This is a genomic window from Halegenticoccus tardaugens (assembly GCF_004116405.1).
Taxonomy (GTDB): domain Archaea; phylum Halobacteriota; class Halobacteria; order Halobacteriales; family Haloferacaceae; genus Halegenticoccus; species Halegenticoccus tardaugens.
This window is the reverse complement of record NZ_SDIC01000005.1, coordinates 399,601-421,579: the sequence shown is the minus strand read 5'-3', so window position 1 is coordinate 421,579 and position 21,979 is coordinate 399,601. Positions and strand designations below refer to the sequence as shown.

13 protein-coding genes and 1 pseudogene are annotated in these 21,979 nt (G+C 60.5%); 8 read left to right on the top strand and 6 right to left on the bottom strand.

From position 1 onward, the window contains the following. Positions 1-377: 377 nt before the first annotated feature. Positions 378-677, top strand: coding sequence for a hypothetical protein (locus C3L37_RS15950; RefSeq protein ID WP_129115580.1), 300 nt, complete (start codon positions 378-380; stop codon positions 675-677). Positions 678-692: 15 nt separating this feature from the next. Here C3L37_RS15950 and C3L37_RS15945 read toward each other — a convergent pair whose 3' ends face one another. From C3L37_RS15945 to C3L37_RS15930, 4 genes and pseudogenes are all read right to left on the bottom strand, one after another. Next, on the bottom strand, positions 693-1,097 hold the full coding sequence (locus C3L37_RS15945; protein ID WP_129115579.1) for an SWIM zinc finger family protein: 405 nt from the start codon (positions 1,095-1,097) through the stop codon (positions 693-695). 149 nt (positions 1,098-1,246) lie between these two features. Further along, positions 1,247-2,392, bottom strand: coding sequence for a Fic family protein (locus C3L37_RS15940; protein WP_129115578.1), 1,146 nt, complete (start codon positions 2,390-2,392; stop codon positions 1,247-1,249). Between the two features lie 265 nt (positions 2,393-2,657). Further along, positions 2,658-3,002, bottom strand: a pseudogene (locus C3L37_RS15935) (hypothetical protein); the annotation flags it as partial. Positions 3,003-3,006: 4 nt separating this feature from the next. Continuing rightward, positions 3,007-3,936, bottom strand: a complete 930-nt coding sequence (locus C3L37_RS15930; RefSeq protein ID WP_129115576.1) for an NAD-dependent epimerase/dehydratase family protein — start codon at positions 3,934-3,936, stop codon at positions 3,007-3,009. A 256-nt stretch (positions 3,937-4,192) separates the two neighbouring features. Between C3L37_RS15930 and C3L37_RS15925 the strand changes: the two genes are divergently transcribed. The 3 genes from C3L37_RS15925 (at position 4,193) to C3L37_RS15915 (ending at position 7,272) form a co-directional block, all read left to right on the top strand. Beyond that, complete coding sequence (locus C3L37_RS15925) at positions 4,193-4,543, top strand: hypothetical protein (protein WP_129115575.1); 351 nt, start codon at positions 4,193-4,195, stop codon at positions 4,541-4,543. Positions 4,544-4,738: 195 nt separating this feature from the next. Further along, positions 4,739-6,013 carry an RNA-guided endonuclease TnpB family protein gene (locus tag C3L37_RS15920; RefSeq protein WP_129115574.1) on the top strand — a complete coding sequence of 425 codons (1,275 nt, stop codon included), beginning with the start codon at positions 4,739-4,741 and terminating at the stop codon, positions 6,011-6,013. Positions 6,014-6,060: 47 nt separating this feature from the next. Then, on the top strand, positions 6,061-7,272 hold the full coding sequence (locus C3L37_RS15915) for a C69 family dipeptidase (protein ID WP_129115573.1): 1,212 nt from the start codon (positions 6,061-6,063) through the stop codon (positions 7,270-7,272). Positions 7,273-8,423: 1,151 nt separating this feature from the next. Here the strand turns inward: C3L37_RS15915 and C3L37_RS15910 are convergent. After that, a complete protein-coding gene (locus C3L37_RS15910; RefSeq protein ID WP_129115572.1) occupies positions 8,424-10,022 on the bottom strand; it encodes a right-handed parallel beta-helix repeat-containing protein in 1,599 nt (532 codons plus the stop codon). A gap of 359 nt (positions 10,023-10,381) precedes the next feature. After that, positions 10,382-12,556, bottom strand: coding sequence for a hypothetical protein (locus tag C3L37_RS15905; protein ID WP_129115571.1), 2,175 nt, complete (start codon positions 12,554-12,556; stop codon positions 10,382-10,384). A 241-nt stretch (positions 12,557-12,797) separates the two neighbouring features. Here C3L37_RS15905 and C3L37_RS15900 point away from each other — a divergent pair, with 241 nt between their 5' ends. The 4 genes from C3L37_RS15900 to C3L37_RS15885 all read left to right on the top strand — a co-directional run bounded on the left by C3L37_RS15900 (position 12,798) and on the right by C3L37_RS15885 (position 21,431). After that, positions 12,798-15,818 (top strand): FtsX-like permease family protein, encoded by a 3,021-nt coding sequence (locus C3L37_RS15900; RefSeq protein WP_129115570.1) that lies wholly within the window; start codon positions 12,798-12,800, stop codon positions 15,816-15,818. Beyond that, entirely contained in the window at positions 15,815-17,521 is a 1,707-nt protein-coding gene (locus tag C3L37_RS15895) for a sodium/phosphate symporter (RefSeq protein WP_129115569.1), read from the top strand. The genes C3L37_RS15900 and C3L37_RS15895 overlap by 4 nt, the downstream gene beginning before the upstream one ends. Positions 17,522-17,560: 39 nt before the next feature. Then, on the top strand, positions 17,561-18,268 hold the full coding sequence (locus tag C3L37_RS15890) for an ABC transporter ATP-binding protein (protein ID WP_129115568.1): 708 nt from the start codon (positions 17,561-17,563) through the stop codon (positions 18,266-18,268). A 70-nt stretch (positions 18,269-18,338) separates the two neighbouring features. After that, complete coding sequence (locus tag C3L37_RS15885) at positions 18,339-21,431, top strand: FtsX-like permease family protein (RefSeq protein ID WP_129115567.1); 3,093 nt, start codon at positions 18,339-18,341, stop codon at positions 21,429-21,431. Positions 21,432-21,979 lie beyond the last annotated feature (548 nt).

The following is a 21,979-nucleotide window of genomic DNA, read 5'->3' as shown; positions in this document are numbered from 1 at the left end:
CCAGCTTGATGTCGAAGGCCGCGACGGCTTCCAAGTCGAAGGTGACGGCGACCTCGTCGAGGTCGAGGAGACCGGTAACTGATACGGCACCCTCCGATCGAAAACCAGATACGGCAGAACCGGCGAACGCGTCGGAATCCGCTCGCGCGGCGTGAGTCGAATCCGACTTCCACCCCGTTCAGTACGACGCTGACATTCTGTGCAAGTCAGAGGCGGGGACTGCGCTTCGAAGCGCTGGAGAGAGACATGACCACCAACAGACGGGTGATCCACCTCGTTGAGGAGTTCGAACAGGGGAACGTCTACGAGATCCCGGCGATCGATCTCGTCTACGAGCATCACTCCAAGTCGAGAACGTAACCGAGGACGGTATCTGGGTGACTGGACGTACCGGCGACCTCTCCATCGTCCCGTTCGACGCACCGGCTAACCCGTCCCACGAGGATACCCGAACCCTCCGTGAACTCGTCGAAGACGGCGAAGTGTACCAGCTCGTCAAGGCGGAGCTGGTCACGCCGTTAGCGCAGACAAGAAGTTGGATCTGTCGGGAGTGCGACGACGTGGGACGTCCCCTCTTCGAGATAGAGACGGAGTACCTGATCATTGTTCGCTGTCCGACGTGCGGCGCGCTGTACGAACACCTCCAGCGTCGGTTCTTCAACGAAATGCCGCTTTAACGACGGTTCAGGGCGCTAATTCTCCGTCCTCAAGCGCGAGCGAAGCGAGCGGTAGTGTTCCCCAACGTCCGTGAACTGGCTGAAGTCAATCGCGTCAACAATAACGGGGTACTGGTCGGTATGTTCTTCGAACAAGTCGTCGACGTCCTTTTGATATTCAGTGTAGGGCTTTCCCGGTTCGGTGCCGAACCGAGCGAGAAATCGGTCGAGCATCCTCCTGTTGTGAGCCAGTTCGTCGCGAACGAAGCTGTGGAGGCCGTCCTCGTCGATACCTCGGAGGACGGCGTCGACCTGTTTTCTCTCATCGGGTGGCATCTCGTCAGCGAGTGAGAGCAAGACCGCGACGTGCTTGCATGCACCTGCTCCGTCGTACGGACAGCTACAACTGGCGTCGAAATCGGATGCGGAAAGTGAGAGCATTAGGTCGTATAGCTTCGAGCCCTATACTGTCGCAGTTATCGGACCTCCGACGCGTGTACGATCCCGGATTCGGCCCTCTCTGTAATAGTTCTCTCCGCGCTCGAATACGGCATCGGTGCATAAGTCACGAATATCGCCTTGCTCCACTGTCATTCGAGGATGTCGAACACCTCGACTGCTTTGTACTCCTTCCCACGTTCTTTGCCGGTCACTTCCTTGATGAGGCCATCCGATTCGAGGTCGTCGACGACCTTGTAGGCAGTCCGACGTGAGACGTCGAGATACTCCATAAGGTCTGGTGCCGTGAAATACGGATACTGGAGTAACTGCCGAGCGAACGTATCTGTAGTTGTGCTGCCTGGGTACTCCTTCTCGTAGCGCTCTTGGAGATCACGGAGTCGGTGAGTCCGGTCGTACGACGTTTCGGCTTGACTTCGGAGTCCTTCGAGGAAGAACGTGAGCCACGCGTTCCATGCCCCTTTCTCACTCACCGCACGCATCTGCTCGACGTACTCGACCTTGTGACGATTGAAGTACGCGCTCGGGTAGATATACGGACTTTCGAGGTACCCTTCGCTCGTCAAATACAGAATAATGAGTAGTCGACCGAGTCGACCGTTCCCATCCGAGAAGGGGTGAACTGTCTCAAAAAAATAGTGGATGATGGCGGCGTCGATGAGCGGATGGTACTGTCCATCCATCTGAATGTACGACTCGAGTGAGTGCATGAGTCCAGTGAGTCCCTCTAGAGTCGGTGGGACGAACGGACTCTGTCCTGGCTGTGGGCTCGTGAGATGAACCATACGGTCGCGGAAGTCCCCGACGACGTCGCCCTCGGTCCGGACATCTTCGAGCAGCATCGAATGAAGTTCTTTGATGAGCGAGAGCGTTATCGACGCTCCGCTCTCGATTCTGTCGAGCCCATACGTGAGCGCAGTCTCGTAGTTGAGGGCTTCTTTCAGGTCTTTCTCGATTTTCGTGTCAGCCCCGCCTGCAGGGTGCTTTGTGTGGTACGCTTCGACGTCTTGATACGCGACGTCTGCACCTTCGATACGTGCGGATTCGACGGCCTCGATACGAATGAGAGAGGTGTAAAGAACTGCTGAGAAGTCGACCGTCGAACTGATGCCATCAACACGACCGATTTGATACGCGGCATCGGCCACCAGATCGTGCGTCTGTTCGGAAAGTTCGAGCTTCGGCTCTATTGGGAGCGACTCCGGTGAATAGTATGGATTCGGATGATAAGGGACGTATTTTCCCGGTGCACTATCGGGAAGCTCTTTCGTGGGCATTTCGGTAATACCACTATCTGTCTCTACTGGTATAGTTGTTTTTATATTGGGTATACGAAGGGGGATTGGTGAGAACCTTCGTAGAGAATCAAGCGCGTATCCTATACTTGCGAACGCCGACACGGCTTCTATGTTTACTTGATATATATCTGTGTATACTAATGGCTCGAATCTCAGGGCTGTCGTGTCACGATAGCGCTGCTATTGCACATCTACTGTACTCATTGAGGTCTTCAGGTGTCTCTCGACTGTTCCTCAGAACTTATTAGGGCCAAAGTGTCTCTACCCGTTGCTCTATTGCTGTGAGGACGGTGGAGTATACTTCGAGTGGATGGAGCGACGGGAGTTCGAGGTCAGTGATTTCGGTGGCAAACGGTGGCTTGTGAAAGTGCAACCGGGTGTTGTGCGTGTTCGGGTGCCGGTCCCAGCGACACTCCCAGAGTTCTTCGTCCTCGTGTTCTTCGACGTAGTGGACCGAGAAATCACCAGTCGTGAACCACCGAATGTCGAGTCGGACCGCTGTCACCGAGTCCGAGTATCGTCCAGCGTCGAGCAGTCCACGAAGTAGTCGAGGTTCGTAGGAATCCGGGTCGAACGCGGTCTCGGCGACTCGCTCACCTCAACTCGTCTGCGAGATCCCGCGTCGCCCGCGCGACCGCCTCGTCGCTCGACGTCGGCGGCTCCCACCCGAGCGCCGAGAGCTTCTCGATCGACAGGCGCATCTTGGGCACGTCGCCCGTCCAGCCACGCTCGCCGCCCGTGTACTCGTACTCGGGGTCGAGACCCAGCTCCTCCGAGACGATGTCGGCGATGCGCGTCACCGACGTCGTCGTCCGCGTACCCAGGTTGTACACGTTCAGGTCCGCGTCGGCGTGTTCGACCACGTGTCGCATCGCGTCCACGCAGTCGTCGACGTGCAGGTAGGACTTTTCCTGGCGGCCGTCGCCGAGGATTTCGAGCCGTTCCGGATCGTCGAGCAGTTTCTCAATGAAGTCGGGGATCACGTTGCCACGCTGGTGCGGCCCCACGATGTTGGCGAAGCGGAACACCCACGCGGTGAAGTCGTACGAGTGGGCGTACGTGGAGACGAGCCCCTCGTCGGCCAGCTTCGACGCTCCGTACTCGCTGATCGGTGCGAGGGGTGCGTAATCCTCGGGTGTCGGACGGGGCGCTTCGCCGTAGATGGTCGATGACGAGGTGAACGCGAGCTTGTCGACGCCGACCTCGTCCATGCGTTCGAGGACGTTGTAGGTCATCTCCGTGTTCTCCTCGAACAGCTGGCGCGGGTTCGCGTAGTTGGTGTCGGTGTAGGCGGCGAAGTGGAAGACGACGTCGAGGTCCTCGGTGATCGCCTCCGCGACGGCGGCGGGATCGGTCATGTCGGCGCGGACGAACTCGACCCCGTTGGGGACGCGCTCGCGGTCGCCCTTCGAGAGGTCGTCGGCGACGCGGACGTGATTATCGGAACCAAGCAACTTGGCTAGATGTGATCCAACGAGGCCCGCACCGCCGGTAACGAGTATTTGCTTATCTGAATGATCCATACACGAAAGTAATAGCCGCAATATAAATGCGTTTCTTCAACTGGTTATCAGAACACTCTAACGATAACGGTCATTAGCCCACTTACATGATCATTCCAGAAAACGGTACGTCTTGCTGAGAGATCTGGGTCCAACTCGTCGCAACGCTTACCGGACTCAAACCTAGGCGCTCTGGCCGGCAATCGCGTTTAGCGCACCGTCTACACTAAACTGCATGTTAAATTAGTTAAGTCTACGAACAAGATCTTGACATACAATGAAGTATGTGGAAGGGATACACACCGCAAGGATTTATACCCTATTTCCAGTAGTCTACTCTGAATCGATGACTAAATCCATGAATATTCCACGAAGCTGTGATAACGCGGTTGTACTATCTGACGTAACAAGCTCAGGGAATCTGATTTTTGGAAAGAATAGCGATCGACCTCCGTTTGAGTGTCAACCGATTGTCTACGGAGATGCGAAGTATCCGCCTTCAGATGCAACTTTACAGCTCGCAAACTGCGAACTCTCACAGCCACCAGAAACGTCTTCCTACAAGGAAGGAATCCCGCCGTTCACGGCGGGAGGGAATCCGACAACTGCTGAACTAACCACGGTCTGAGACTCGCCCCGAATGCCGACGGTCATCTTTAACTTACGCTACTTCTTACGTTTTGGTGGATGAGAGCCGATTTCGATATGGAGCGAGGCGGGCCACTTCACGAAGCCGTGAAGCAATACGCCCGCGACAACGGGATACGCCACTCACGAGCGTACCCTGAACTCCTCCGCAAAGGACTCGAATCCGAAGGCTACGATGTGCCAGACGACGACAGCGAATAAGACGCTGGAAGCCACGCTCGCACCGCCAACGCGGTGCAAAGAGCAACGCCTCCAGCAAACGCTGTTTGAATACCGAGACGCACTCGAAGACGCTTTCGAGCAAGACTGTACGTCGATGAGTGCCACGAACGACGTGGTGACACCGTACAACCTGCCGTACCAAGCGAAAGACGCCCTCAAATCCTACGTCCCAAAACTCCACAAGACGTACAACGCCAAAGAGTTGGACGACAAACATCCGCTCAGGTTCGTGAATCGGGCCGGGAAGTTCGACCGCGACCCCTCGCGTGAGTACGAAATCTGTTGGAACGTTCCGCAACCCGGTCGCGGAACCAACTTCTGGATACCACTCCGATTGAATCCAGACCAGCAAGAATTGTGGGACGACCTGCTCGATGAGGAGTCGAGTACGAAAGTGGGAGAACTTCGCTTGCAGAGACACCGGAAGACGTGGACGCTCCACGTTACCGTCGAATACGAAATCGAGGAGACCTCTGAACTTCCTGAGAATCCGACTCGGGTTGGATTCGATATTGGTGAGTCGATGTTGGTCGCGGGCTGTGCCCTCCAACACGACACTCCCACGAAACCGCTGTTAATCAACGGGAAGGAAGCCAAGCGAATCCGCAAAGAGATGTTCACGACACTCAAGCGACTCCAAGAGCGAGACGCTTCCGAGTGGCGTATCGAGGAACGCTTTTCGTACTACCAGAACCGACTCACAGACATTATCGAGAAGGCTTCTCGTGAGTCTGTGGAGTACGCCCGTCAGTTCGAGAATCCCGTCATCGTGATGGAGGACTTGGCGTACATCCGTGAGTCGCTGGACTACGGGAAGTATATGAATCGACGCCTGCACTCGTGGGTCTTCGCTCGGTTGCAGGGACGTATCGAGGACAAGGCAAAGGATGTGGGCATCCTGGTTCGATACATCCACCCGCAGTACACGAGCAAAACGTGCCACTCGTGCAAACACATCGGGTATCGGCCTCGACAGGCCGAGTTTAAGTGCAAGAACCCCGTGTGCCACGTATCGACGTTCCAAGCGGATATTAACGCAAGTGCGAACATCGCACGTCGCGTAGACCCGTGGGGAAAGAGTCTACCAGTGAAACAGGTAGACGATGACTCGCCACAGGACGGGAGCCGTTGTGACACGGCCACGACTCAGTGTGAGCAGAGCAAGATACCCTCGCAGATGACACTCACAACGTTTCAAGAGTCGAAACCCACTGCCAGCGACGACTAACTGGTATTCCCACCGTGTGGGAAGCCCCGTCATTTACGACGGGGAGGATGTCACACTGGTGTTGGGGCTATGAATTGGGGATCAATGAGCACGATGTCGTTATCGGAAACGAAGCCGTCTTTACGAAACCCTGGAAGGAGGCACTCAACGCTACTGATCGCGGTGAACCGCTTGAAAAGGGAATTTTAGGGATGGAGTATGTCCGCCTTGGCCTCGAGCGAGCGAAAACAGCCGAGGAAGCGGTCGATGTTATCAGCAGTTTACTCGAAGAGTACGGACAGTTCGGTTCGGCAGTCGCGGGTGCGGATGTCGAGGACGGCGCATACGATAACTCGTATCTTATCGCCGACACGGATGAGGCGTGGATTCTAGAAACGGCCGGTCGGCGATGGGCAGCAAAACAAATTTCGACCGGGTCGGACTCGATATCGAACGAATTATCGATTCGTCACTCGTGGACGAAAGGCTCCGACGATTTGATCGCCAACGCGATATCGCATGATTGGTGGCCAGAAGAACGGGAGCCGTTCGATTTTGCTGATGCGTATACTGATCACGAGACTGCTCTTCAGGTCTCCCGTATCAGGTACAGACGTTCACAGCAATTACTGGACAGGTTCACTGACGATGACGATTTTGATATTGGGTCGATGCAACGAATCCTCAGAGATCACTACGAAGAGACGTTTCTCGACGGGCCAAAATTCAACGCAGCGCTACCGGATTTCCTGACGATCTGTATGCACTCATCACCGGCAAAGTTCACATGGGGTGATAGCGTCAGTTCGGCAATTTTCGAGTTGCCAGCGAACAATACCGATTTTACGAAAATGTGGTGGACGCCCGGACCTCCCTGCATCGGCGTTTATGTTCCATTTTACATCGAAAGTGGAACCGTCCCTGCAGTGGTTTCGAACGCCGGAACGGCGACCCGAGAGATAGTGCATCCGACCAAGGTCGCCGAAGACGAAGCCGAAGATGGGTCGTACTGGTGGGAATTCAAACAATTTCTAGAATCCATAAAAGGTGATGATTACGGCCGGGACTTTAAAATGAACCAGAAAATAGTCCGAAGTCGATTCGACGAGTTAGAATCAAAGTTCCGCCACCAAGCCATTAATAGAGAGGAGAAAGCCCGCGAACTGTATGACGAAGGACGAACTGAAGCAGGAAGGGAGGTGTTAGCATCATTTACCGAAGCTTGTGTTTCAGAAGTTCGTGGTGAGATAGATCGACTGCTACAGATACTTCCACGCTAACACTTGACATCCTCCTCGCACTGAAGCGCGAGGATTCCAACGCGGGACAGCGGGCCGGTCCCACGTCCCCGCTGGCAACTTCTCGCCTGCCGAACGGCGTCCGGCGAGGCGATACCGGGTTCGTGCGCGATACATCGGCCCCGTGAGGGGTGTGGCGTATTCGGCGTCCGTTCGGACGCGGTATCCGCTTGCACCGTGCATCCCGTTCGTCTCGAAGAGACGGCGGGATGCCCCTGATCGCAGGTTTCCCCGCGTCCAGGCACAGGCCGTGCCATCGGCCTGCCTGCCCTTCGTGCCACGATGGGCAGGCACAATTGGGCGAGGGTCGCTTTTTGCCTACCGTGTCGTCACGGCCTCGGAGACACCCTCTCGGGAACGGTGTGGTGGCCTTCGTCGTCCGGGCGGATCCCAATCCAACCGCCAGTTTTTGCCCGTTGTGCTTGACCACGAATATGCTGTCAGGGGGCTTAATCCCGGCGATTGTGGCGGAGTTGTTGGATTCATCCCTGCCGTGAACGGCGAGGCTTTCTCCTCGAACTTCCGTAAACCACCCCATCCTGCTTGCTCCCTCCGCTCTTACGGGCGTCGGCCACTCGGTGAGGGCGGGCGTTCCGCACCAACATTATACCCCGCGACCCTATGCGTGGACGCGGCCCGGCTTCCTCTTACCGTCCTTGCCTCCGACGTGGGTGCATTGTGTGATGCGTCCCACTCCGACCGAAGACTGGGACTGGCCCGCCGATTTCATTCCCGGTGTTTTCACGCTCTACTCTCAAGTGAGGGGTGGGAGTCGAACCCGCTCGCGGTCGTCGTTCCCGAGTTCAGTGTGAGTTGGTATCGCACCACAGGAGCCAGTTTACTGGTGGTTCCTACACTCCCGGACGTGTGCCGGGGGAGCAGTAATTCAAGATAGGCCGTACATCGGCTCAATCTTTTGCGAACGCGCTTTCTCCCCTCCCTCCTCGCACTTTCCCTTCGGTCGGCGCTCGGTGAGGAAGGTGGCTCTGCGCTACCGATTAGCTGAAGAACGCACTTCAAGCTGGGCATTTATCTGTCGCATGAGAGGGCAACTCGCTTATTCTGGTCGATAAAGTGATAAAGCACAAGTGAATGAACCGCGTCAGTCGTTGTCTCAGAAGGTGGATTCAGACCTAAGTTGATGGGAACCTGTTCGAGACGAGGCGGAGGTTCGTCGCCCCGTCGTCTTTGACTCCGTGGGCGAGCGTGTTGTCAACGAACTCGATATCGGACGACGACGGATACAACCTCGCGGCTGCGTAGCCGTCGTACGAATCGAGAACTGAAGACAGGACCCTCGTGCCAGATCCAGTGTTAATCAAGGGGTGGTGAGTTGTCTGGATATTACTGTACACCACCTTGCAATTATTTCCTGTGAGTGTAAGGCCCTGGCGATATGCTGGTCCCGGCTGGCGGATCGTCAGGTTACGGAAGGTACAGCTGTCCCGGTCACATCGAACTGTTTCCCGGCCACCCGGTTCGCCGCCTCGATCACCGGTGATTTGTAGGTTCTCGACGATTACCGGTTCGGTAGTTTGATCGGTGCTGTTTATCGAGATCGCATTACCGCCATGGTCGGGACCGTCGATGTTGATTCTCCCACCGACGACACGAACTCTACCTGTGTTTCCACTGACGACGATCCCCTGGCTATTCTGTACCGGCGACGATCCGATGTTGATATTCGCGTTGGAGATCGTCGCCGAGGTGACGGCGTTTTCGACAGTAATGGCGTGGCCGTTCGGATTTGTGAGGTCGATGTTAGCGTTGTTCACGAGCACCCGTGCTCCTTGTTCGATCCGTATCCCTCGCTGGTTGAGGTCGTTGAATCGGACGCGATCGACGACCACTCTCGGACCTTGTATAACACTGTCGACGCCTCCAAGCCGAAGGTTTGAGATATTGTTGTTCTGATATAATCCACCCTGGATGGAGACGAATCCATCACTGTCAGTGGCATAGAGTCCGTTGTCCCAGCACGACTTAATGACACAATTTCGAATCCAAATACCCCCTTTGTGGTAGCGGTTAACCGTGATTCCAGAGCGTCCGTACTGGATTCGGCCCCCTTCGTCTACAAGCGCAGCCGTGCCGTCAGGAACGCGGAATCCGTCGACGACGCCGACTCCGTTTGGATCGGTAAGGTTGAACGTGCCGCCGGCATCCCATAGAGTGTCGTGCTCACCGTTGATGTCGATATTCTTTACGAACAATCGGTCAATGGCGTAAGCTTCGATTGCACGCACGCCCGTGTTTGGAGCGGAGTAATCGAAGTCCAACCCATGGACATAAATCCGCTGTCCGGGATTGTAGTAGACACCTAAGAGAAAGCATCGTTCGTCCTCTCCGATCCATTCATCGGCACTCGTCGGGACTATCGTGGCGTTCGAACCGTTGATGCCGAAGTTTGTGAACCCCGTGTATCGGAAGGTCGTGTTCATCTTATACCGACCTTCAGGGAAGAATAGCAGCGTATCGTCCGCGCGAAGTTCCTCGAGAATCGGGTTAATCGGCTCCTCTCCGGTTGGATCGGCACCGGCTTGAACGACGTTCACGATGTTACCGAACCTTCCCCCCTCTCCGCTGTTCGAGGTGACTATTTCTGCTGAGGCACTTTCGGTGAAAAGTGGAGTCGCTGCGGCTGCTCCGAGCGTTTTCATCCATGATCTCCGAGAGACCATTTTTTTCTCACTCTCATCGCTTGGTTCACTTAGATCGTTGTCGTGCGACATACATTCAAATACAAAATCTAAAACGATATTGTAAATCACACGATTACTTATATCATAAAAATTTAATTAATTATAAGATAATAAGTACGGATCAATTTACTTTATGTATAGAATGAAATACCCGGTGGGATTAATAGTATACCATCCTTTGGAGAGTGGCATACAGTAAAGAGAATACTACATTCTTCGATACTTATTGAAAGCATCGTACTCGCTTTTCGGCGTATTCTCGACCCAATTGGACGATAACCGTTGAGGAGAGACGCGGGAGTAGAGTTCACATCCAAAAGAAACAACTGGACTTGAACTCCGTTTCATGGCGCCCCACAGCTTGAGTCGTGGGAGAATGTCGACTTCACTTACGACTTATCGGAGGGAACTTCACTCTCAGTAAACGATGTTTGTCCACCATCTGTACTCGTACGGTCACCACTAGGAACGAGTGCTACTGCAAGTTCGATAGTTTCCCTTGCCCGGTCCATCGCTGTACTTTCGCGGTGATAAGCAGCCCGCTCGTATTGCTCGGTAAGCTGTTGGAGAGTGTCAAAGCGATCGCTGAGATCGTGCGTTTGACATGCCCGGTAGAACTCCCAGTGCGTCCCGTTCTGGGATACGTCGAAATCGGCCGCGATGCGGCGACGGGCTGCCACGTACGCAGCCTCAACTGCACCATCGGCGTCACCTTCGATCAGTCGTTCCCGCGCGATCGAAAAGCCGGATGGATCCGTCGGTGTCGGGTGATTACCTCTCTCATCGGTGTCAGGCGTCGTCTCTGACGTCTCCCGGCTTCCGTTTCCGCTCTGACCCCCCCGCCATCGCCTGTACGCTAACACGAGAAGCGTGATCAGCGCGGGGGGAATGAAGAGTACGAGAGCCTTCTCGACTTGCGAGAGCGCGTCCCACGAGAGCAGATCTTCGGCCGGCCCAGTCGCGGCCAATGGGACCCCGGTCGATGCCCGCGAATCGGCGAGATTTGTCCCCTGATTGGCGTACACAGCCGCAATGGTGATCTGGTCGCGCCCCTGAACGTCTGATGGTAGGGCGACTGTTCCCTGATACGTCCCATTGACGGTGGTCTGCACCGTTCCGACCGGCTTCCCGTCGGCTTGGAGCTCGACCGTCTGTCCGTCGACCGACGTACCGTTCGCCAGCGTCAAATGACCGTCTACGGTGACTTCACCGCCCTCCGTCGAACTCGCTGAGAGCGTCAGATTCGTCGGCGTCGGCTCGACCGTCACGTTCGCCTCCGCGGGTTCCGCGACGACGGCGAGACTATCGTTCGCCGAACCGGCGGTCAGCGAGCGCTCCCCGGTGGCCACGTCCGCCGGAAGCGGCTTCTCGAATACGAACTGGCCCTTCTCGTCGGTGACGACGGTTCCAAGTCGCCGTCCGTCTACCGCGAGCGTCACCGGGGCCGATCGAACCGGCTCGCCGTCGATCGTCGCCGTGCCCGTCACGGCAACCTGCTCACCGAACGCGACCTCCTCCGGCACGTCGTCGAGTTCAACCGCGGCGTCCTCCTGCTCGACATCGAGGTCAACCGTCGCGTTCGATCCGAGGTACAGCGTATCACCCTTTGGGAGATACGTCACCGTCACGTTACTCGCGTTCTGTGGTATCGCTACTGGTCGGTACGAGAGCGAAAAATCCCCGTCTTCGTCGGTCGTGGAAGTGTAGTTTTGTTCACCGACTTGGAAGGTCACCGACTCGTCTGCGATGGGCTCGTCATCTTCCGTCGTCAGACTGCCGCTCAGACGCAGCGGGTCGCTGAACGACGCGGTGTCGTCCTCGGCTTCGACGGCGAGTTCTGTCCGCTCGAACTCGGCGTCGTTCACTTCCTTTTGCTGAGCAGAAATGTTCGATTGCACCTCGTTAACACCGTTTTGGGCTTGTGAGAAGTTACCACTCGTCGATTTTCCCAGCTCGCCGAACGACTCGTTCAGCTCGTTCGACGTCCGGTTCGTCTTCTCTGCGAGACGGTTCAGTTCGCGCGCCAGCTCGCGTGCCCGCTGATCGTCTCCGTTCTCCTTCGCCTCCTGGTATTCTTTGTACGTCTCGCGGTATTCCTGAACAGTCGAAGCGTACTCCTCTTGATCCTTCTGTGCCTTTCGGAAACGCTCGGCCGATTCATTATTCCCGCTCTCGTCGGCGACCTCTGCGTACTTCGCCAGTGAACTCGAAAAATCGTCACCGAGGAGCTGTCGCGCCTGGTCGGCTTCTCCCTCCTCCAGCTGCACCGCGCTGTCGCCAAGACGCCGCGAGAGCTGGGTGGCGAGGTGCGACTCGACCGCCCCACCGTCGCCGTCCTCGTTGGCCTCGTCGGGGTTTGCGTGCCGCGCCGGCGTTTCGTTCTCGGACGCGTCGGCGTCGTCCTGCTGGAGGACGGGACCGCCCGAACCGACGGCGGGTGACCCCGAAGGATCGCCTGCCTCCGCCCCACTCGCAGGCACCACCGCCGCTGACAGGAGGACCGATCCCACCAGCAACGCGACGAGGAGGACCGCCCCAGCGCGGGAACTACGTTTGTGATTCACGATCTGACTGTGGCGACCGGAGCCTATATTCGTTTTCCTGTTTATAACATCTAAGTCGAAATTGCGCGGGAACAACTGACATCGAGTGCTGCTTCGCTGTCCCATCCGCGAGGTTCGTGCCGCCGCGATATGCATCCGCGCTAATCCAGGAAGATCGTGGTTTTAAATACAACCAAACACGCAAATATTATTCATCGATATCTATTTCAATAACCGAAACAATCGAACCAAACACGAATCAATGGGTTATCGACGTTCGATTCTGTTTCGCTGGTCCCGCCGCGATCGACTCGCCGTTCTCGTGATCGCGGCCACCGTCGCCTTCCTCACGGGCACCACGCTCGTCGTGTTCGCCGCGGGCGCGCAGACGTCGGAGATCGCCGAGGAGTACGACTCGGACCGGACGGTGACGCGGTACTCATCTGTTGACAAAGCGAGAGCGGCGGTCGGATCGGACGGGCTCGTACTACCGTTCGCACGCGTCGCGTTCGAGGACGGTACGACGCGCACGGTCGTCGGCGTCCCAGGCGATCCACCTCCGGACCTGACGAGCGACGAACGGGTTCGCTTCCCTGAACCGCCACCAGAGGGTCTGAGTGGGGGGGATGTCACCACTTCGCGGACCCGCCAGGTCGCCGGGGCCGACGCGACCGAGCGAGTCAGGATCGTCCCCCGGGACGGCGAGTCCGTGATCGATCCCTCTTGGTACGTCGCGTCGGTCGACACCGTCGACCGCCTCGGCGTGACCGGCGCGTTCGTCATCCACGGCTCAGCAGCCGAGAGCGCGGTCGCCGAGAGCGGCGTGCCGTTCGTCTCTGCGCTCCCGTTTTTCGTCGCCGGGGCGACGCAACTCGTCGGCCTGTTGCGTCTCGCGACGATCGCCGGCGGAGTCCTCGTCGTCGTAACCGTCTACAGCGTCACCCGGATGATGGTCAGAGATCGCCTCCGGACGATTCGAGTCCTCAGGGCGACCGGCGCGTCCCCACGGCGGATCCTGGCGCTGTTTGCCGGCCGGGCAGCCCTCCTGTCGCTCGTCGGGGTAGCGATCGGCTACGCTACGGGCGCGATCTTGACGCGGGCCGCGGTCAACCTCGCTCTCTTCGGCGGGCTCCCGACGTCGCTGAACGTGCAGGTGACCGCGGAGACGCTGACCGTGCTGGCTCCGGCGATAGTCGGGCTCGTCCTTTCCGGCGCTCTCGCGGGCCTCGTCGCGGCGCTCTCTGTCGCACGCTGCGAGCCGGGGGTGGTTTCGGCGCTCTCTCATCCCTCCAGGAACGACGGGGTGTTAGGGCTGATTCCTGCGTTCCTTCGCCACCGTTTCGGCACTCGCCTCCTCGACTGGCGGGCGCTTGTCCCGACGACCGCGACCCTAACCGTCTTCGTCACCTTCACGCTCCTCGTAGCGACGATCGGCGGCCTCGCCGCGCCGCTCACCGCCTCCGAGGGGGTTACGATCACCGAGCCCGGCGCGAGCCACCCCGTCGCCAGCAAAGTCCCCGAGAGCACGGCACAGGCGCTCCGCGCGGACGGCCGTCCTGCGAGCCCGGAGATACTCCTGTTCGAGGTCAGCGGAGGCGAACCGTTTCTCGCCCGCGGCGTAGACTACCCCGCCTACGCGTCGCTCAGCGACATCGAACTTGTCCGCGGACGGCCGCCCGCGGCGGCCGACGAGGCGGTCGTCGGAGCCGACCTCGCGACGACGCTCGGTCTGGAGGTCGGCGACACGGCGACGCTCGGCGGCAGCACGAACCCCGGATTCACGGAGGTAACCGTCGTTGGGACGTTCGACGCGCCCGGTCCGACCGACGATCAGCTTCTGGTGAGTCTCCGGACCGCGCGCCACCTCTCGATGGCGGAGTCGGGGACGGTTCAGTTCGTCCGCACGACCGAGTCCCCGTCGACGGTGTCGTCCGACGACGACGCCTCCACGATCTCCGTCGTCGACGTCTCCCCGGTCCGCCGGGCGGAAAACGGCTCGGCGACCGTCTCCGTCACCGCGGAGAACGTTGGACTCGAACGAAGCGAACGGACGGTGCCCGTCTCGCTCGGGGATCGCCGCGAGCAGATTCGACTGACGCTCGGCGCGGGCGAGCGGACGACGGAGAACGTCTCGTTCGGCGACGTCGAACCCGGGACGTACGCGCTCGCGGCCGGGAACGTCCGCCGGAACGTCTCTGTTTCATCGGCCGACGCAGTTCGCATCGAGCGGCTCCCGTCGACCGCTCCGCCCGGGTCTACACCGCGGTTGCTCGTCACCGACGCGTCCGGTCCGGTGACGAACGCGACCGTTTCGGTCGACGACCGGACCGCGACGACGGGAGCCGACGGCGTAGCGCAACTTTCGCTCCCCGAGACGCCGGGGAACTATACGGTCAGCGCCCGTGCCAACGACCGGACCGCGTCGGAGGAGATCCGGGTGAGCGAGTCCGCCGACAGGCGGTTCGAGGCGTCGCTGCGGGTCGAGCCGTCCGCGCCGACGGTCATCACGGTGCCCGAAGCGGCGGTCGAACTGACTAACCCGTGGAACGAGACGCTCACACAGCAGGTGCGCATTGAGGGCCCTGGTGGCGTCTCCCGCGCCGTCACGCTCGACCCCGGCGAGACGCGTCAGTTCACGGCGGGGCTTGCTCGCCGGCCAGCCGGTACTTACACCGTCAGTGTTATTGTAAATGATGAAGAGATCGTAAATAGTGAGTATACCGTTCGTGGTGACGATCGGCTCGGATCGGCGGTCGCGAGCAGCGGTCGGGAAACGGGCGGCACCGGACTCGGCCAAGGGATTGAGACGGCGTTCGGAAACATCCGGCTGCTCCTGGTCGTGGTGATCAGCTTGACCGGACTCATGACCGTCGGCGGAACGACCGCGACGTTCGCCCAGGCCGTCCACGCCCAACGTCGGACCGTCGGAATCCAGCGGGCGACGGGCGCGACGCCAGCGGCGGTCGTCAGAACCGTCCTCCTGGACGCGTTCAAGATCGGGACCGTCGCGACCGGCCTCGCGCTCGTCCTCTCGGTCGGCCTGACTACCGCGCTGCTCTCCGCGGGGCGACTCACGCTCTTCGGGGTGACGCTGCGCCCGGCGTTCTCCGCCCCGCTGCTCGCCGCAGTCGCCGCGGGGGCACTCGCACTCGCCGTCCTCAGCGCCGGTCTGGCCGGCGCATCGCTGTTCAAGCACGCGCCGTCCTCGCTTCTCCGCGGAACTCGGCAGCGACCGGCCCTGAATCACTCCTCCGAACGCGCCGACGACCGACCGCACCGATGATCAAACGCCGCTCCGACCACGTCGCGACAGAACGCCGCGACTATTTGCTCGTCAGCCTCGTCGTGTTCGCCGTCGCTGTGGGTATGCGGACGCTCATACTCCACTGGAGTCCGCTCCCGTCGACGCTGGACGGATTCGAATACGCAGCGTACGCCCGCGATGCGATCGCGGGGGGGCAGTTCCCGCTGTCTCGGATTCGAGCGGACCACCTCGGCTTCGCGAGCTTCCTCACAGCGTCGAGCGTCGTATTGGACGGCGCACCGGTCCGTCTCATTCAACCGCTGATCGCGCTGGTCGGTGCAGTCACGTGTCTCGTCGCGGTCGCACTCGTCCGCCGGGCCGCTCGGAACCTCGGGTGGCCGAGTCGGGAGGTGAGATGGGCCGCCGTCCTCGTCGGGTTCTCGCTCGCGGTCGAGGGGTTGTACCTGCGACGAACGGGCGTCACGGACGAGGAGGTGATTGGACTCCTGTATCTGCCGCTGCTCGCGCTGGCGCTGCATCGGGCGCTGGCGTCATCCGATCGGCGCTGGCTCGGCATCGTCGCGCTATTCATGCTCCTCTTCCCCGTGACGCACACGTTCAGCACGCTGATGGCGGGAACCGTCTCGATCGGGGTGCTGGCGGCGCACTTACTCCGAACGCCAACCATCCGAACCGCCGCCGTCGGGTTCGGACTCGTAAGCGGTTTCTGGGGTTACTTTGCCGCCTACTACTGGGTCGCGGAACGAACTCCGCTCACAGTGCCGTATACCGGGCGAATCCTCTCGTATCCGGGGCTGTTCGTCGCGTGGTTGATTATCCTCGTTATCGGAATCGCGTGGTTTTTGGGGACGAGCGATCGTCTCAGACGCACCACTTTCCTCGTCCCGGTGACGTTCATGTTCGCGGTTCTCGTGGCGAACGCGTTCCGGACGATCTTCCCGGGGACCGTCAGGACGCCATTGCCGCTTCTCGCGCTCGTCCTCCTGCTGCTTGTTCCGGTTGCGCTCGCCAGCCGGTCGCTTCCAGTGCTGTCTTGGGAACCCGCGGCGGGCGTCGTCCTCTTGGCGCTGCTCGCGGCCCCGATCGTCATGACGGCTTACTCGCTGACGGCGGCGCTGACGCCAGAGTTCTTCGGTACCGTGATGCGGACCCAGACGTTCGCCCATTTCCCGGTGCTCGCGCTGGCCGCGCTAGCGACGGTTCGGTACGTCAGCCCCCGCCTGTCACCACCGACTCGGTTCGTCGGCCGACCCGCCGTCAGACGGGGGCTCCTCGTTCTGCTCGTAGTGAGCCTCACCCTGACCGCGCCGATCGCGTTCGTCAATCTGGACACGCTCTCGTTCCCGAGCACGACGAACGAGGCCGAGTTTGCGGCCGTGTCGTTCGCCGCGTCGAATCTGGACGGCGAGTGGTCCGCCGATCACTCGATCACCACGATCGGTGCAAACTACTACCCGACGCGGACGAAGGCGGCGATCGAGCCCACCGCTACGTGGCTCAGCGGCGGACCCACCCCCGCCTGTCCGACGATCTCACAGCGGTCGTGGACGACGACCGGAGCTCACCTCTTTCCGGCGTCGCCCGAAACCGTCACGGAGCGGACCTACGCCGGTTGGACTTCGGAACGGAATCTGGTGTACAGCGCGACTGGCCGCGACCCGGTTTCGATCAGCGCCTCCCCGGGACACGACGGAGAAACATGTCAATCAATTCGCCGATAGTCTTACTTTTCCACCTGTAAAACTTACACTCGATCATCAATGACGGAGCCTGTACTTCGGGGGACGGATCTCACCGTCGAGCGGGGGGACCGCGCCATCCTCGACGGCCTCTCGCTCGCCGTTCCGGCTGACGCTCACATGCTCGTCCAGGGACCGAGCGGAGCCGGGAAGACGACGCTTTTCAACGTGCTGGGTTTGCTTGAAGCGCCGGCGAGCGGCTCGCTTTTCGTCTCCGGGAGGGACGCGAGTCAGCTGTCCGAGCGCGAGCGCGCTCGGCTCAGGCGCGACACCATTGGGTTCGTGTTTCAGAACTTCCAGCTCATCGCCGATCTCACCGCGCGCGAGAACGCCGCGATGCCCCAGGAGCACGCCGGTGAGCGGGACGACGAGTGGCTGGACACGCTCTTCGAGGCACTCGACATCGTCGGCCTCGCCGAGCAGTACCCGGCGACGCTCAGCGGCGGGGAGAAACAGCGGGTCGCGATCGCCAGGGCGCTCACCAACCGTCCGGAGCTCATCCTCGCGGACGAACCGACCGGCCAGCTCGACCCGGAAACCACGGACCGCGTGATCGACCTCCTGTTCAGCATGCGGGAGACGGCCGACACGGCGCTCGTCGTCATCAGCCACGACCACCAGCTCACTTCCCGCTTCGACGAGGTGGTCTCCCTTGCAGACGGGCAGATCGTCGAGGGTCCCGCGTACGCGACGGTGAACCGAGTCGACTCCCCGCAAAAACGCCCCTAGCTCCACACTTGCCAGCGAAACGCTCCCCGCTTCGTCCTTCCGGACACTCACCGACGCGAGGTGATCGCCGGTGAGTTACCGGCGATCCCTCCTCACGCAGTGGTCGCGACGCGACCGTCTCACCGTCGTCGTCGTCGCGGTGACGACGGCGTTTCTCGTCGGAACGGCGCTGCTTCTGCTCACCGCCGGCGCGTACACGACGACGATCGGCGACGACCTCACCGTTTCGACGACCGTCAGCGAGTACGACTCGTACGAAGAGGCGGAGACTGAGGCCCCCGAGTCGGCGTTCGTCTTCCCAGTCACCACGGTCACAGACGGGGACGGCAACGAACATCGCGTCGTCGGCGTTCCCCCCGACGCCCCGCCGACCGTCGCCGACGCCTCCGTTCCATGGGACGAGGCGAACCTCCCGACACCAACGGCGGATCGAAGCGTCCAGGGTCCGGTCTCCCAGCCGACGCGCCAGCGGCTCGCCGGACCGGACGGGGCGACGACCGTTACGATTCACCCGCACGCGACGAACGGCTCGCTGTTCCCCCCATCGTGGTACGCGGCGAACGCCACCGCGGTTCGAGATCTCGGGCCGACGGGCGCGCTCGTGGTCTCGTCGGACGGCGGTTCGGGCGGACCGTCCGGGCAGGTCCCGGCGACGGGAACCCCGATCGTGTCCGCGCTCTTGTTCCTCCTTGCGGGGCTGAACCAGGTGCTCCGATTGCTGGTTCTCGCGGCCGCCGGTGGGGCGGTGCTCGTCCTCGTCGTCATCTACAACGTCACGCGCATGAGCGTCAGAGAGCGGCTCCAGACCATCAAGGTCGTCCGGTCGACGGGCGCATCCCCTCGGACGGTCCTAGCGCTGTTCGGGCTTCGGGCCGGATCGCTCGCCCTCGTCGGCGTCGTGCTCGGCTACGCGCTCGGGATCGTCGTCACGAGCGCGACGATCAACGCCGCGATCTACGCGGGGTTCCCGATCTCGATGGACGTGGCGGTGACGTCCGAGGTCCTCCAGGTGGTGCTCCCGCTACTCGTCTCGCTCGTCTCGGTCGGTGTGCTGGCGGGCGTGCTGGCCGCGCGTCCGGCGACGACGTGTCCGCCATCGACGCTCGGAAGGTCAAATGAAAATGATAAGCCTCGCCGGCGGACACGGGGCGACGACTCGGGGATTCGGGCGGCGTTCACGCCGCGTCTGCTCGGGTGGCGGACGCTGGTTCCGACGGCGACGACTCTCACCGTGTTCGCGCTCATCGTCGTGCTGACCGCCTCGATCGGCGGGACGATCGCGCCGCTCACGACGACCGACACCGGAACGGTCACGGAGGCAGGGGCGGCACATCCGATAAACAGCCGCGTCGACGTCGGCTACGCCTCCGTGCTGCGGTCGCAGGGGATCGAAGCGAGCCCCGAGATTATCGTCACGCAGGTCAAAGACGGCCGCCCGTACATGGCTCGCGGGGCGAACTACTCCGCGTTCGCGTCGGTCTCGGATGCAAGGCTCGTCCAGGGTCGCGAGCCGGCGACCCCGGGCGAGGCCGTCGTCGGGTCGGATCTCGCGAAGACGCTCGGCCTGGAGGTTGGCGACACGGTGACGCTCGGCGGCAGTACGAGCCCGAGCGTCACGCAGGTGACCGTTGTCGGGCGATTCGATGCGCCCGACACGCTCGACGACCAGCTCGTCGTCCCCCTCGACACCGCTCACCACCTCTCGCTGGAACCCGGCACGGTCCACCTCATCACGACCTCCGGGGGGACGCTCAACGAGACGCCGAGCGCTGGCACCGACGATGGGGTCGCCGTGACCGGACTTTCGACCCCCTCGCCGATCGCCGAAAACGAGACGCTCAACGTCACGGTCGACGTGCGGAACTTCGAGTCGCGGCGCGAGAGCAAAGAGATCGCCGTCCGGGTCGGCGGCGACACGCACACGAAACGGGTGACGCTCGGGCCTAACGAAGAGACCAGCGTCACGTTGCAGGTTCCCGCGCCCGCACCCGGCGAGCGGCGGGTGTCGGCGGGTTCCTACTCCGAGAACGTTACCGTCCTCCCGGCTGACGCGCTCGTCATTCCGGATGGATACCCTGAGCGCGGCCCGCCGGGGGCGAGGCTGGTCGTCCTCGTGGAATCGGTCTCGGGAGAGCCCGTTCGAGGCGCCACCGTCGAAGTAGGCAATCGGACGTTCGAAACCGACGATCGGGGCGCCACTCTCGTGACCCTTCCGGAAGAGGAGGGCGAGTACGCGATCACCGCGACGAAAAGCGACCGTCCGGAAGCGACCCACCGGATGCGCGTGGTCGACGGCGCGACGCGACAGCTCTCCTCGGAAGTGGAGATCTCCCCGGAGGAAGCAAGCGTTCTCACTCGGCCGCAGGTGAACGTCACGCTCGTAAATCCCTGGGCGGAAGAACTCACGCGGGACGTGAGCGTCGTTTCGCCCACGGAGACGGAGACGCAGACCGTCACGCTCAACGCGACTGAAGCCGTCTCTTCCGAAAAGACGCTCGGCGGGGCCTCCGACGACAGAACTTCGCCCGGCGACTACACCGTTCAAGTGGTTTCGGACGGCGAAACCATCGCCCAAGAGCAGTACACGGTCGTCGGCGACGACCGCGTCTTCTCGACGATGGCGAGCGACGCCGAGTTCTCGCCCGGAACCGGCGTGGGGCGCGCAATCGAGAGCGTCTTCGGCAACATCCAGGTCCTGCTAGCGGCGATGGTCGTCCTGGCGGGACTGACGACGATTGGAAGCACGACGGCGACGTTCGCCCAGGCAGTCCACGCTCGACGACGAACAATCGGCATCTACCGGGCGACGGGTGCGGATCCGACGTGGATCCTGAAAACGGTTCTCTTGGACGTCTGTCGGCTCTCGGTTCCGGCGGCGATCATCGCTACCGCGACGACGCTTCTCCTGACTCGGGCGCTGGTCGCGACGGACCTCCTCACTGTCTTTGGGATTCGCGTCTCGCTCGTCGTCTCACCGATCGTCGTCGTCGGGATCATCGCCGGGTCGGTCCTGCTGGCGCTCGTGAGCGCCCTGATCGCGCTGCTCCCCGCCTTGGAGAGCGCGCCAACGCGGTTGTTGACGGATTCGAACGTCGAACCGCCAACGACAGAGCGAACCTCGGAGAGCGACGTTCCTTCTACGTCTGATCGCGCACGCGAATGACGGATCTCCGATTCTTCGTCCAAAGTATGGCATGTCGATGTTCCGTGACGTCGGCGCGAATGATTGCCAAAGATGAACTCCTGACTGGGTATTTAGTAGCCGATTAAACAGTAACCATCCGAGTAGTTTAACAAATCGTTGATGAGGGGTAATACAAGCGACTCTCGTGACCAACAGACAAATCATTGTGGCGTCGTCCGCATTCAGGATGTCATCGTTGAAGTACTCCTTCACGGCCCGTAACGTCGACATTACTGTGACTGGCTTAAGTATCCGATCGACGACGTGCTTCTCACTATCACCCGCGAGCGATCTGAGGATGTGACTACCAATCGGCGGAACAGACGTAAAGGGTATCTCTCGATCGGATTCCAGTCGACGTAGTCTAAGCGACCGCTCTGATCGTACCGCGCTATGGAAAGCGGCCAACTAGTTCATCAACAAGGAAGCCGCTTCCGAATGACCGCTGTTTCTCGGACAGTCGAGCGAGAAACCTCAGTCGACGGATCTGTTCTCCCACGTTCTGTGGTTTGTACAACAGACATCAA

Bases quoted from the DNA above. Each gene is read 5' to 3' on its own strand.
- C3L37_RS15925 (WP_129115575.1), top strand. From the start codon at position 4,193: ATGAAGTATGTGGAAGGGATACACACCGCAAGGATTTATACCCTATTT.
- C3L37_RS15890 (WP_129115568.1), top strand. From the start codon at position 17,561: ATGACGGAGCCTGTACTTCGGGGGACGGATCTCACCGTCGAGCGGGGG.
- C3L37_RS15920 (WP_129115574.1), top strand. From the start codon at position 4,739: ATGTGCCAGACGACGACAGCGAATAAGACGCTGGAAGCCACGCTCGCA.
- C3L37_RS15940 (WP_129115578.1), bottom strand. From the start codon at position 2,392: ATGCCCACGAAAGAGCTTCCCGATAGTGCACCGGGAAAATACGTCCCT.
- C3L37_RS15895 (WP_129115569.1), top strand. From the start codon at position 15,815: ATGATCAAACGCCGCTCCGACCACGTCGCGACAGAACGCCGCGACTAT.
- C3L37_RS15945 (WP_129115579.1), bottom strand. From the start codon at position 1,097: ATGCTCTCACTTTCCGCATCCGATTTCGACGCCAGTTGTAGCTGTCCG.
- C3L37_RS15930 (WP_129115576.1), bottom strand. From the start codon at position 3,936: ATGGATCATTCAGATAAGCAAATACTCGTTACCGGCGGTGCGGGCCTC.
- C3L37_RS15910 (WP_129115572.1), bottom strand. From the start codon at position 10,022: ATGTCGCACGACAACGATCTAAGTGAACCAAGCGATGAGAGTGAGAAA.
- C3L37_RS15915 (WP_129115573.1), top strand. From the start codon at position 6,061: ATGTCACACTGGTGTTGGGGCTATGAATTGGGGATCAATGAGCACGAT.
- C3L37_RS15900 (WP_129115570.1), top strand. From the start codon at position 12,798: ATGGGTTATCGACGTTCGATTCTGTTTCGCTGGTCCCGCCGCGATCGA.